The organism is Pseudoalteromonas rubra, assembly GCF_005887095.1.
In the GTDB taxonomy this organism is placed as follows: domain Bacteria; phylum Pseudomonadota; class Gammaproteobacteria; order Enterobacterales; family Alteromonadaceae; genus Pseudoalteromonas; species Pseudoalteromonas rubra_E.
The window spans coordinates 1-12,560 of the sequence record NZ_PNCI01000015.1; the positions used below are offsets into that span (position 1 = coordinate 1).

Annotated in this window: 10 protein-coding genes; 4 read left to right on the forward strand and 6 right to left on the reverse strand. The window is 48.5% G+C overall.

What is annotated here, in order from left to right; all coding sequences use genetic code 11:
- Positions 1-57 precede the first annotated feature (57 nt).
- Positions 58-1,140: a hypothetical protein gene (locus CWB99_RS06715; protein WP_138550219.1), complete on the reverse strand. Its 1,083-nt coding sequence runs from the start codon at positions 1,138-1,140 to the stop codon at positions 58-60.
- A 64-nt stretch (positions 1,141-1,204) separates the two neighbouring features.
- Positions 1,205-4,024 (reverse strand): excinuclease ABC subunit UvrA, encoded by a 2,820-nt coding sequence (gene uvrA, locus CWB99_RS06720; RefSeq protein ID WP_138550218.1) that lies wholly within the window; start codon positions 4,022-4,024, stop codon positions 1,205-1,207.
- A gap of 124 nt (positions 4,025-4,148) precedes the next feature.
- Between uvrA and CWB99_RS06725 the strand changes: the two genes are divergently transcribed.
- From CWB99_RS06725 to ssb, 3 genes are all read left to right on the forward strand, one after another.
- Positions 4,149-4,901: a substrate-binding periplasmic protein gene (locus CWB99_RS06725; protein ID WP_138550217.1), complete on the forward strand. Its 753-nt coding sequence runs from the start codon at positions 4,149-4,151 to the stop codon at positions 4,899-4,901.
- Between the two features lie 97 nt (positions 4,902-4,998).
- Positions 4,999-6,366 carry an MFS transporter gene (locus CWB99_RS06730; RefSeq protein ID WP_138550216.1) on the forward strand — a complete coding sequence of 456 codons (1,368 nt, stop codon included), beginning with the start codon at positions 4,999-5,001 and terminating at the stop codon, positions 6,364-6,366.
- Between the two features lie 27 nt (positions 6,367-6,393).
- On the forward strand, positions 6,394-7,089 hold the full coding sequence (ssb, locus tag CWB99_RS06735) for a single-stranded DNA-binding protein (protein WP_138550215.1): 696 nt from the start codon (positions 6,394-6,396) through the stop codon (positions 7,087-7,089).
- 180 nt (positions 7,090-7,269) lie between these two features.
- On the opposite strand, the gene CWB99_RS06740 is transcribed toward ssb, so the two are convergent.
- The 3 genes from CWB99_RS06740 to CWB99_RS06750 are packed head-to-tail and all read right to left on the reverse strand — an operon-like array spanning position 7,270 to position 9,612.
- Positions 7,270-8,547 carry a serine hydrolase domain-containing protein gene (locus CWB99_RS06740; RefSeq protein WP_249331758.1) on the reverse strand — a complete coding sequence of 426 codons (1,278 nt, stop codon included), beginning with the start codon at positions 8,545-8,547 and terminating at the stop codon, positions 7,270-7,272.
- Positions 8,531-9,313, reverse strand: a complete 783-nt coding sequence (locus CWB99_RS06745; protein ID WP_138550214.1) for a permease prefix domain 2-containing transporter — start codon at positions 9,311-9,313, stop codon at positions 8,531-8,533. The genes CWB99_RS06740 and CWB99_RS06745 overlap by 17 nt, the downstream gene beginning before the upstream one ends.
- Positions 9,268-9,612, reverse strand: a complete 345-nt coding sequence (locus CWB99_RS06750; protein ID WP_138550213.1) for a PadR family transcriptional regulator — start codon at positions 9,610-9,612, stop codon at positions 9,268-9,270. The genes CWB99_RS06745 and CWB99_RS06750 overlap by 46 nt, the downstream gene beginning before the upstream one ends.
- Before the next feature lie 339 nt (positions 9,613-9,951).
- Here CWB99_RS06750 and CWB99_RS06755 point away from each other — a divergent pair, with 339 nt between their 5' ends.
- Positions 9,952-11,595 carry an EAL domain-containing protein gene (locus CWB99_RS06755; RefSeq protein ID WP_138550212.1) on the forward strand — a complete coding sequence of 548 codons (1,644 nt, stop codon included), beginning with the start codon at positions 9,952-9,954 and terminating at the stop codon, positions 11,593-11,595.
- Between the two features lie 28 nt (positions 11,596-11,623).
- Here the strand turns inward: CWB99_RS06755 and CWB99_RS06760 are convergent, their stop codons facing one another.
- A complete protein-coding gene (locus CWB99_RS06760) occupies positions 11,624-12,526 on the reverse strand; it encodes a 1-aminocyclopropane-1-carboxylate deaminase/D-cysteine desulfhydrase (RefSeq protein ID WP_138550211.1) in 903 nt (300 codons plus the stop codon).
- Positions 12,527-12,560: the final 34 nt, after the last annotated feature.

Sequence of the window (12,560 nt, forward strand, 5' to 3'; positions counted from 1 at the left end):
AGACATTGATGTCCAATAGCTGCAGAGGTGCTGGGGTTCACCACCAATTCATGTCAGCTACCGACTGTCTGGCGTTGCCCGAAACTGGTGTCCAATGGCTGCGGAGATGCAGGGTTTCACCACAAATTCGTAACGGGTAGGCTCACCTTCAATCTTAGTGATCTCCAGCAGCTCATAGTCGTTTAACTCGATAATACGGGTGCCTGGTGTTATTTCACATCTTGAGCGACTATCCGATTCATATTCATAGATAAAATATGTCAGCACATTTTGCAGATGGCGTTCATATTTATCGGCATTTTTTTCGAACGCTGACAACTGTATCTGAAGTTCTTGTAGCTCAGCCTGTTTTTCTGCGAGTTCGGCCTGGGCTACGTCATCCACTGCAGAGCCTGCTACGGCATCAATCGTGGTTCGTTCAGCCCCGTTCTCGGAGCCTTCTTGCATGGCAATGTTGACCTGAATTGACTGGCCAGTAAAGCCTTCAACAATATGCCGTAAAAAGCTGTTCACACCACGTGACATGCCGGTAGAGGAAATAAAAACGGCCATCTGGTAGAGCAAAAACAGTCCGAAGAAAAAGCGCACCAGTCCGGTGGTAACCGGGTATTGGTAGTCGGGGCTGTGCCACCACTTATGCAAACCAAAGGGTCTTAACAACATGAGCACAAACAAATAAATTGGCTGAATGAGCTGTAACAGGATCAGCAGCAGGATGCTGGTAGTGACAAACCAGGTTGGTACCGACAGCAACATGCTAAAATTATGCGAATAGGGCAGGTGATCGGCATTTACCCCGGTAATGTCATTGACCATACCAGCTGCCTGGGCCAGCGCATAGTTGGCAATAAACGCGTAGAACAATAAGATCACGGCTTTGCCAGGCAGGCTTTCCCAAAGATGAATAAACCTGGGCCAGAATTCTTTGGTCATGGCGATTAATGCTAATATAGAAGCGGCCATGTACAGTGAGTTGTCTTCAGGCAGTTCGTTGAAAATTGCAATCAGGCACAGCGTAGTTGCTGAAAAGTAGCAGCGTTGCGCTACATTAAGTGCGTGCCAGAATACTAACCATCTTTTTTGGATTTTGATAAGCGGACTTAATGCGGGTTGTAGCGCGTTTGGGAGAGCCAGTTTCATTATTATTGTTCCAATCCCTGACGAGTAAACAGAATGGGGGAGCAGCTCCCCCTTGCTCAGTCCGTTATAACATAGGCTTAAGGTATCGACCAGTGTGAGAGGCAGAGCACTGCGCTACGTCTTCCGGCGTTCCGGCAGTCAGGATTTGACCACCGCCAGCGCCACCTTCGGGGCCCAGATCGACGATCCAGTCCGCGGTCTTAATGACATCCAGGTTATGCTCAATGACCACCACAGTATTACCATGATCACGCAGACGGTGCAGCACCACAAGCAGTTGTTGAATATCATGGAAGTGTAGGCCTGTGGTGGGCTCATCCAGAATATACAGGGTTTTACCTGTGTCTCGCTTAGATAACTCACGGGCCAATTTAACCCGCTGCGCTTCACCTCCAGACAAGGTGGTTGCAGCCTGCCCGAGTCGAATATACGACAGGCCCACGTCCATCAGGGTCTGCAGTTTGCGTTTAATGGCCGGGATCTTATCAAAAAACTCGCGGGCATCTTCTACGGTCATTTCCAATACTTCATGAATATTTTTGCCTTTGTACAGGACTTCTAACGTTTCACGGTTGTACCGTTTTCCAGTACAGACGTCACAAGGAACATACACGTCGGGCAGGAAGTGCATTTCAACCTTGATCACACCATCGCCCTGACAGGCTTCACAACGGCCACCTTTCACGTTAAAGCTGAAACGACCAACTTTGTAGCCCCTGGAACGTGCTTCCTGCGTACCAGCGAATAACTCTCGGATCGCGGTAAAGATCCCGGTATAGGTTGCCGGGTTTGAACGTGGGGTCCTTCCTATTGGGCTTTGATCTATGTCGATCACTTTGTCAAAGTGTTCCAGGCCCTCAATCGACTGATAAGGTGATGGTTCAGCGACCGTGGCACCATTCAGCTCTCTGTGGGCTAGCTTGAACAATGTGTCGTTGATGAGTGTGGATTTGCCTGATCCTGATACACCTGTGACACACGTCATCAGGCCAAACGGGATTTTCAGGTTGACGTCCTTAAGGTTATTCCCACTTGCGCCATTGAGTGTCAGCCATTGGTCGCCGGGCTGGTGGCGTTGTGCAGGGACGGCAATGGCTTGCTTGCCACTGAGGTATTGGCCTGTCAGCGACTCAGAGTTGGCCATAATGTCCTCGCGACTACCTTCCGCAACCACATAGCCACCATGGACACCAGCTCCCGGGCCGATATCGATAATATGATCCGCAGAGCGGATGGCGTCTTCATCATGTTCAACAACAATTACGGTGTTACCCAGATCGCGCAGATGCGTCAGTGTGCTGAGCAGGCGATCATTGTCTCTTTGGTGCAGACCGATAGATGGCTCGTCCAGCACGTACATGACCCCAACCAGACCGGCACCAATCTGGCTGGCTAATCGGATCCTTTGCGCTTCACCACCGGAAAGGGTATCGGCACTGCGCTCCAGTGACAAATAGTTCAGGCCGACATTGATTAAAAAGGACAGGCGATCACGGATCTCTTTAAGCACCTTTTCTGCGATCTTGGCCTTCTGGCCACTGAGCGTTAAATCACCAAAAAAGTCACACGCTTCACCAATGCTCATAGTGGTAACTGCTGGCAAATTAGTGGCACCAATGAATACGTGGCGCGCTTCTTCTCTCAACCTGGAACCATCACATTTTGGACATGCCTGGCTGGTCTGATATTTAGCCAGTTCTTCGCGGACTGAAGCCGATTCGGTTTCCCGGTAGCGGCGATTCATATTGTTCAACACGCCCTCGAACTCATGATTCCGGGTGATCAAATCACCTCTGTCGTTACGATAATTGAAGGCAATTTTGGTTCGTCCTGAGCCTTCAAGTACCACTTTTTGCGCGTCTTGTGGTAAATCCTGAAACGGCACTTCCAGGTCAAAGTCATAATGTTCGGCCACTGAACTGAGCATCTGGTAATAGTAGAAACTCCGTTTATCCCATCCCTTAATGGCCCCGCCGGACAGGCTGAGCTCTGGATTTTGTACAACCCTGCTGGGGTCAAAAAACTGTCTTACGCCAAGGCCGTCACAGCTCTGACATGCCCCGGCCGGGTTGTTGAACGAGAACAGCCGAGGCTCAAGCTCGGTCATGGCATAGCCACACGTTGGGCAGGCAAAATTGGCTGAAAATATCAGCTCTTCCTCGAGACTGTCATCCATCGCGGCCACCACAGCGATGCCATCGGCCAGTTCCAGCGCGGTTTCAAAAGATTCCGCGAGCCTTTGCTCCAGGCCTTCCTTTACCTTAAACCGGTCAACCACCACTTCAATGGTATGCTTTTTATGTAATTCTAGCGTTGGTGGATCGGATAAGTCGCACACCTCACCATCAATACGAGCGCGGATAAAGCCCTGGCTGGCAAGTTGCTCCAGGAGCTTAACGTGCTCCCCTTTGCGGTTTTTCACCACTGGGGCAAGCAGCATCAGCTTGCTGCCTTCGGGGTGGGCCAGCACCGTATCCACCATCTGGCTGATGGTTTGGGCTTTGAGGGGCAGATCATGCGTCGGGCATCGTGGCTCACCAACACGGGCAAACAATAAGCGCAAATAATCATAAATTTCAGTGATGGTCCCGACCGTTGAGCGCGGATTATGAGAAGTCGACTTCTGTTCAATGGAAATCGCTGGCGAGAGTCCTTCGATGTGATCAACGTCAGGTTTTTCCATCAACGACAGGAACTGTCTGGCATACGCCGAGAGCGATTCGACATAACGGCGCTGTCCTTCTGCGTATAAGGTGTCGAATGCCAGCGATGATTTACCCGACCCAGAAAGACCGGTGATCACAATGAGCTTGTCGCGCGGTATTGTCAGAGAGATGTCTTTGAGGTTGTGCGTGCGTGCGCCTCTAACTTCTATTTTATCCATGGTGGCCTTATTTGCTGTACAAACTTACAGTGTTTTTATCAGACTCCAAGGGTACCCTATCCTGTCTGTAAAATTAAGCTATCTTGACTAAACTTACGAGAAACCTTAAAACCGGGGATCACATTTGTACTGGTTTGCTCTTATATGTACGCTGTTTACACCACTTGCGGCAGGGTGCGAGCTGGTTGTCCGGTTTGAGAATTATGCTGCGCAATCGCGTTTAGACAGCACACTCAAGTGGCATGGTCTGGATGTGGACTTTGCCAGGGCTCTGCTGGAAGAGGCTGGTTGTGGCTATCAGTTTATTAATGTGCCCTGGGGACGGGCACTGAAAATGCTGGCGGAAGGCAAGCTTGATATGGTGCTTAGTGTCACCCGTACACCTGAGCGGGAGCAGTTTGCCTATTTTATTGGCCCGCAAAGAATGGAAACCATTGTGTTTGCCATGAGCCGCTCACGCCCGTTTACAGTAAATACACTGAGCGATTTATTTGCTTTACCTGTGCCTGTCGCCATTCAGAAAGGCGCATTTTATGGCCGTGTGTTCAATGAGTTATTGTTGCGAGAGCAGGCTAAAGTAGAGTCGCAGCGCTTTATTTATGTGGCGGATAACCAGCGTAAGCTGAGTTTGCTAAAACATGGACGAATTGCCGGGTTTTTGGAGGAGAAATTTAATGTTTTGTATCAATCGCAACACAACCCTGATTTCGCTCAAATTACTGTGGGCCCGCTGGTGGTGAACCGGGAGCCGGTTTATTACTCTGTGAGTAAGCAGTCTGTGTCGGCGAAGGAGTTGCAGCAATTGCAGGCTGCGTTTGAGCGACTGCAACACTCAGGCCGTTTAAAGCAGATCCTTGCCAAGTATGGATTAGACTAAACACCGGTTTTTCTCACTAAAATCCGATCTGGTCGTCAACACTTGATTACTTTTTTGCTAGACTAGCGCCTGTTTTTGTCTTAGCCAAATAAGTGTCATGTCGAAACAATCACTTAACTCTCTTGAAAAACGTGCTGCTATTTCACTGGCCAGTGTCTTTGCTTTTCGGATGCTCGGGCTGTTTATGCTCATGCCCGTGTTGGCCATTTACGGTCAGTCACTTACTGACGTGTCGCCATTGTGGATTGGTCTGGCAATCGGTGCTTACGGACTGACACAGGCGTTACTGCAAATTCCCATGGGGTGGTTGTCTGATAAATTTGGCCGCAAACCGATTATTGTTGCCGGCTTGATTATGTTTGCTGTTGGCTCTGTGATAGCGGCACTGGCTGACTCAATTTACTGGGTGACAGTAGGGCGAGCTCTGCAGGGCATGGGCGCCATAGCAAGTGCTTTGCTGGCGCTGGCTTCTGATCTAAGCCGAGATGAACAGCGGCCCAAAGTCATGGCCGTTATTGGTATGTGTATCGGGATGAGCTTTGCTGTGGCTATGTTGCTTGGGCCTATGGTTGCAGCTGCATTTGGCATTGCGGGGATTTTCTGGCTGACTGCGGCATTGGCCGTGCTGGGGATCGGGATAGTCATGTTTATCGTGCCGAGTGCAGTAAATCGGGCGCCCAAAGGAGACACGGTAGCCAGCATGGCAGACATTCGCCAGTTGGTACGTCATCCGCAGCTGGTAAGACTGGATCTTGGGGTGTTGCTGCTACACTTAACCTTGACGACGTTATTTGTCGCACTGCCGGGTCAGCTCATTGCTGATGGCCTGGCTGCACAGGATCATTGGCAACTGTATATCCCCGTTTTATTGCTTGCGTTCGTGTTGATGGCGCCGCTGATGATAGTCGCCATTCGTAAGCAAAAAGAGAAACAGGTATTTCTGGCGTCGATAGCCTTGCTGGTACTGAGTACGCTGGCTTTAATCCCAGCGGCAAATTCACTGGTAGGGATTGCGATAGCGATGACAGTGTATTTTATTGCGTTTAACTTTCTGGAGGCAACGATGCCTGCTTTGGTTTCACGCATTGCCCCGGCGACCCAAAAAGGTTCGGCAATGGGGGTGTTTTCCTCGTCACAGTTTTTTGGTGCATTTGCAGGTGGCGTGATGGGGGGTTATCTGGCACAGCAGTTTAATGCTCAAACTGTGTTTGCTGCGGCTGCTGCAATTGGGGTAATATGGCTATTTATTGCGTGGCGTATGCAAATCCCGGTACGAAGTAAAACACTCAGTTTTGTAACTGACGTGGACGAGCCTGAGCGAGCCGATGCTTTGGCCGATCAGCTGGTCGCGTTACCTGGGGTCATCGAAGCGACCGTTGTCAGTGAAGAAAATCGTACCTACTTGAAAGTAAACGATAAAGAATTTGATTTAAACCAAGCAAAGCAAGCCCTGGGCTTGCGCTAGCTTGCAATAGTGTGAGGAGAGGGTGCCATGGCACGCGGTGTAAACAAAGTTATTTTGGTTGGTAATTTAGGCCAAGATCCTGAAGTACGTTATATGCCTAACGGAAACGGCGTAGCGAACATCAGTATTGCAACGACCGACAGTTGGAAAGATAAAAACACAGGTCAGATGCAAGAGCGCACTGAATGGCACCGTGTAGTGCTATTCGGTAAGCTGGCAGAAGTAGCGGGCGAATATTTGCGCAAGGGTTCACAAGTCTATATCGAAGGTCGTCTGCAGACTCGTAAGTGGACAGATCAAGGTGGACAGGAACGCTATACCACTGAGATCGTTGTAGACATGGGTGGCCAGATGCAAATGTTGGGCGGCCGTGGTGAACAAGGTGGCGGTCAGTACCAGGGCGGTCAGCAGGGTGGTCAAAACTATGGCCAGTCTAACCAGTCTAACTATGGTAACCAGGGTGGCCAGTCTCAGTATGGACAACAGCAGCAGGGCGGTTTTGCACCTCAGCAAGCGCAACAGCCTCAGCAGAACCAACAACAAGGCGGTGGCTTTGGTGGGGGTCAGTCTATGGGTCAGCAACCACAGCATAACGCGCCTGCACAAGGTGGCTTTGCACCTCAGCAAGGCAATGCAGGTGGTAACACCGGTGGCAATGCAAGTGGCAGCGCCAGCAACCCAATGGAACCGCCTATCGACTTTGATGACGATATTCCGTTCTAATCAAAGACAAATATATTAGTGTTGGAAAATACTCTGAAAAGCCGCTGTTGAGCGGCTTTTTTAGTTTATTGGAAAATGAGCTGTAAGATTAGTACGGATAGGTGTGCACTTTGATTTGAAGGTGTCTGAAGAACTTCAACAGCCCCAACTTCTCCGTGAAATGCTCAGCCATCGGCGATGCTAATTGATAAATGCAGGTAAAATACGCTCAGCTACGATTTGCTGTGTTGCGTGGTCAACGTGATGCGCCGTTATGGCAATAATTAAGTCTAATTCTTCTATCAAAATGATGTATATTCCTCCCCCACCTTGGGCAGAGACACTCGCATATTTCTTATCTTTGTACTGAAGATCTGAACTCCACCAGTAATAGCCATATCCCTGATTAGAAACGTCTTTGCCATCACCGAAAATTTCTTCATCTCCTGTGGTGATAAGTTTACTTGTGGATCTGGTCATAAAATCACGGTTAATTATTTGCTTGTCTTTCCATTTGCCCTTGTTTGCCGCGAGTATGCCCATTTTGATCATGTCCCTCGATGTTAAACTCGATCTCCATATCGACTCAGGTAAGCCGCTCGGCGCAGTTTTCCAATGAAAATTTGTGATGTTTAATTGACCCAGTAACTCTGTCTCAATGAATGTTTCAATATTGCCGGGTATCACTGCCTCAAGGACCTGCATAATAAGCTGAGGGCCAATATCGTAATAAAAACTTTGCGACTCAGGTGTTATGGGGGCACTGTTTTCGAAAAGAAATTGAATTTCTTTTTGCCCTTTGACTAATGGAGGGTTCTCCATCATAGACTTACGGGTTGCATCGCTGATCCGAAGACCGGTTGTCATGGTTAAGGCCTGGTGTAAGGTAATCTGCTTTGCGCCATCAACAAACTTAGACGCGTCCAGCTTGTTCAGAAAGCCTGCCACGGGCTTACCCAAATCATCCATGCTGAGGTAACCCAATTGAATGGCACGACCAAGCAACATGCCTGTATAAGCTTTAGTAACGGATGATTGGGGGTGGGATAAATCTACGCGGCCTCTGAGGTAATATGACTCAAACAACAGCTTGCCCTTGTGGTGAATTAAAAGGCTGTCAAAATTACCGTGCTGTTTTTTGGCAAGCTCATCAGCCAGTGCAAGGATATTGGCTTTTTTACCACCATCAACGCCCAACTCACCAACCGCTAAGCCATCGCTTCTTGGAGCTGGCTTAACATCAATGAAAGCTTGTGGTAGTACAGAGATATCCCAAAACTCACGATTTATTTCAGGTTGCCTCCAGTGTCGTATTATTGCTTCCTCATCGCTGGCCGTTGGTGCCATTGTATTTACTGGCGTTAAAGATACTTCATTACCCATGCTGGCAAAGCTACAGACAATAAAAGGCAATAGCAGTTTGTATTTTACGCGAGCCATAACGTCTCCATATAGTTCTATTTTATTGTTGAAATTCAAAGTGTTCCGTTTTTAACTGCTGTAATTTGCGATGGATAATGTAGCTTACAGGTGGTAGCTGATATAGCAGGCAAAGAATACCGGTCGCAACAATGGGCCCTATTTGCTTTGCTTCAAAGCTATGATGTTCGATATGCATGATGCTCCATAAGTAAGGAATGAAAGCAAGTGAATAACCAGATATAGCGAGTTCAAATAGGGAGGCTTGTTGTTGTTTATATAAACAGATCATCATTGCGATACTGAAGAATGAGATGAGCAAAGACTCGAAATGTATAAACATGCCCCATTCAGCCAGCGCTAAAATGTCCCAGAAATTGTGCCAAAAATGTGCACTAAAGAGCGCCGTATGAATTTTTCCCTGTAGCAGTTCATCCCAAAACGTTTCAGAAATAAAGGCAGGGTCGTTCAATATGGACAGCAACACAATTAGACCCGCAGTCACAACGAACATGATAAGTGGTAAGTAAAAATTCAATCGCCCCAATACATCTACAGAAGCCAATTTCTTCTGTAGATAAATCATGCTCGTTTCAAGAGTTTGCTGCCAGTACCATTGATTAGCATGTTTAATACTTTGTTTCGCTCGTAAGTTAAACTCTTCTTCGAGGTCGCCCAGAATGCTTTCTACCAGTCGATGAGGGAGCAATACAGAGAGGACTCTATTTGCCAATGCTGGCGGTTTGATATCTGGTTTTTTGTCAGAGTAGAGGCTCATTGCTACACCTTTTGAAATAAAGAATGGCGAATAGATAGCCCTTGCCATAATGTATCCATAGCTTGCCTGGCACGCTTAAGTGCACTATGGCCTTGCGCAGTCACTTTGAAATAGCGTTTTGCTCGCCCACCTCGCTGAGCCGTGGCTTCACCTAGCCGTGATTCCACCATACCTTTACGCTCCAATCGCTCTAGTGTTGAATAAAGTGCGCCAATGGCGACATTGCGATTCACTTGCTCTGCCAATAGTTGCCTAATCGCTGCACCATACGCTTCATTTTCGAGATGAAGTAACGCAAGCATGGTCATTTGTTCGAATTCACCTAAGAATTTATCTTTTTCAGACATAACAGGAGGCCTTTAAAAGTAATTTTTCTTATTTTTACTACAAAATAGTAATTTGCTGCAAGAGATTATTACTACAATGTAGTTTTATTTTGGGTCTTATGAGAGCTGAAGCGATGACTTAGGTTTGTGTAAAGGACTAAGAGAGTGCACGAATAGGATATGTGAGAATTAGCAGGCTGGAGTAAGGCTTTGCAGCGCTGGTTGAGGGATAAAATCGCCATCACGAGACCCTTGGTCTGACCGCGCTCATTCGCCTGAACAGGAATCTACGCTGGCAACTTGAGTTTTAGTTTGTCTTGAACAAAACTTGATACAGGGTTAATTGGCTTGTGTAGTAGCATGCGTCGACTAGTTAAAGCAGACAAAGAGGTATTTACCGGGTGGGGAGTGCGCGCGGTGATTGGGATTGTCTGGTTGTTGGTTAACGGCGCGTTGTGGCAGTTTACACAGGCACAGATAGAGCAACAGGCAGGACAGTTGCAAAGCCATCTGACGCAGTTAGACTCAGCCGGTTCGGCACAACAGATTGGCGAGGTTGCCACTTTAACCCGTCACTACGGTTTTATTAGCGAAGATCAGACCCTGCCCGTTTGGCGCTGGGTGACTGATAGTGTCAGGTTCCAGTTTGCTGATCAAACCCAGGCCCTGTCACCCGCACCGATACTAGAAGACTGCTTACCCGTCGTCTTGTTCATGAATTTATTGGTTCTGGGAGCGGGGTACCTGCTCTCCAGATGGATGGGAGGTCTCTCCCGCTCTGAGTTGTCAGCGTCTCAGGCCCGCGCCATTACCTCTGAATTAACCGAGGTGCCGAAACTGAAAGCACACGCCGTGGAAGAAAGCCGCAAAGTATTTGTTTTTGCGATGGTAAAATGGCGGCTGGCCTTGCCTGACGATTTAGACCCACAAAGCCACTTTAGCGTTACACTGGCGCGGTGTTTTTCAAAGTACGAGCGGTGCTCTTGCAAATACTTGTCTTCGGGCGCTTTGGTCATGACGCTGGCACCGGTTGACAAAGTGGACGTAGACGCCCTGGCCCGGCGGATCCACGAAGTAGTTTACCAGGCTCTGCTGTCGTTTCGCCCTGATCTGTCACGCAGTACGGTGAAATGTGGCGTGTGTTTTTATGCCAAAGGGGCTGATCAGGCAATGGTTTATCAGGTTGTCCGTTCAGCGCTGAGCATAGCGCAGAGCAATGTCTGGCAGCACGTCCATATTATGCCACTGAATCATACTTTGAGTACCAGTCTGCGTCGTGCAGAAAGTGAGATCATTGATGATATAAAAGCAGGGCGCTTTATGTTGTTCTTTCAGCCTTTATTTGGCTTTGCCCAACAAGACGTGATCCAAAGTGAAGCACTGCTGCGTGTACGTCATCGTTCATTAGGCCTCATGTCTGCCGGGCAATTTATTCATAAAATTCACCAGGCAGATCATTTGATGGTGCTGGATAAAACTATGGTTCGTCACGCGTTAAATGCGTTGTCTAAGGAGCCTAAGGGTTTTTCTGTTAGCCTGAATTTACATGTACTTAACTGGAGCAATAGGGATTTTGTTGGTTGGTTGAGTGACCAAGTGACTGCATCGGGGCGGGCAACGGATATTGCGTTCGAGCTTACCCTGCAGGACTTCTATCAACATGAGGCATATTGTGCGAAGGAGTGTACTCGCCTGTCTGAGTTGGGGTGCCGATTTGTTTTGGATCATGTCAATGCACCAGTGAAAATTGAATCACTGCAGGAGTTTGGCAAGATATCGGCACTCAAACTGGCTTTTGAGTTGATCCATGAAGTGCATCATTCAGCCAAGCGGCGTAGTGTCGTTCGTCAGATTGTGGCGCAGGCTAAATCGCTCGGGATACCTGTTTACGCAGTTGGTGTAGAAACCAAAGAGGAATTTGAGTGTATCACCAGCCTGGGGGTTGATGGCGCTCAGGGCTATTATTTCAGCGCGCCACTGTTACAACTGGAACAGAGCCTGTAATGAACACCACAGGTGAAAGGCTGCCAGATCAAATAAGTCCGCGATAGCGTAAACCATCTAAGCCTTGTAATCCGCCACTGTGGATAGCAATGATCCGACTGCCATGTGAAAAGTACCCTTGTTCTATCAATTGCCACAGGGCAAACATCAATTTACCTGTGTATATGGGCTCCAGGGGCAGTGCATGCTCCCGACGCATACGAAGGCAAAATTGCCACAATGGTGCTGAAAACTTGCCATACCCTCCATCATGATGGTCACACAGCAGCTGCCAGTTGGCACGTGTAGCCGCTTGCGGATTTAACCTTAATACTTCATCGTGCAGGTATTGTGCTCCTTTTAACACTGCTACCCCCAATAACTGGCGCTCAGGTGCCAGCCCATCCAGCATGCCAGCCAGTGTACCGCCGCTGCCCACAGCGCAACATACGTAATCGCTGTCGGGCAGGCTCTGTGCCAGTTCTTTACAGCCGGCAAGGGCAAACTGGTTACTACCGCCTTCGGGGATAACAAAGGCGTCGGGAAACTGCTGTGCTATTTGTGCCAGATAATCAGGCTCGTTGCGCTGTCTATACTCTTTGCGAGAAACCGCATGTAAGACCATCCCACAGGCACGGGCCAAACGAATCGTAGGGTTATTTAAGTCCAGTTCAGGACCCCGGATCACGGCATGTCCCTGGATTTTGAATTGTTTGCAGGCCATTGCGGTTGCATACAGATGATTTGAAAAGGGACCGGAAAAGGTGATCAGCGAGCGTTTGTTTTCCAGTGCCATTGCCTTGAGGTTATATTTGAGCTTACGCCATTTGTTGCCCTGGATAGTCGGGTGAAGTAGATCGTCACGCTTGATCTGTAGCGAAACGCCTGCGGTGTCTAGTTCAGGTGCCCGGATCTGTTGTAACGGAGACTCAGGAAAATCAAGCTTGTCCATCTCAGGTTCAGTCTGTGTTCTTTATTGTCGGATA

Coding starts and splice junctions, on each gene's coding strand:
- CWB99_RS06730 (WP_138550216.1), top strand. CDS start 4,999: ATGTCGAAACAATCACTTAACTCTCTTGAAAAACGTGCTGCTATTTCA.
- uvrA (WP_138550218.1), bottom strand. CDS start 4,024: ATGGATAAAATAGAAGTTAGAGGCGCACGCACGCACAACCTCAAAGAC.
- CWB99_RS06745 (WP_138550214.1), bottom strand. CDS start 9,313: ATGGCAAGGGCTATCTATTCGCCATTCTTTATTTCAAAAGGTGTAGCA.
- CWB99_RS06760 (WP_138550211.1), bottom strand. CDS start 12,526: ATGGACAAGCTTGATTTTCCTGAGTCTCCGTTACAACAGATCCGGGCA.
- CWB99_RS06715 (WP_138550219.1), bottom strand. CDS start 1,140: ATGAAACTGGCTCTCCCAAACGCGCTACAACCCGCATTAAGTCCGCTT.
- CWB99_RS06750 (WP_138550213.1), bottom strand. CDS start 9,612: ATGTCTGAAAAAGATAAATTCTTAGGTGAATTCGAACAAATGACCATG.
- CWB99_RS06755 (WP_138550212.1), top strand. CDS start 9,952: ATGCGTCGACTAGTTAAAGCAGACAAAGAGGTATTTACCGGGTGGGGA.
- ssb (WP_138550215.1), top strand. CDS start 6,394: ATGGCACGCGGTGTAAACAAAGTTATTTTGGTTGGTAATTTAGGCCAA.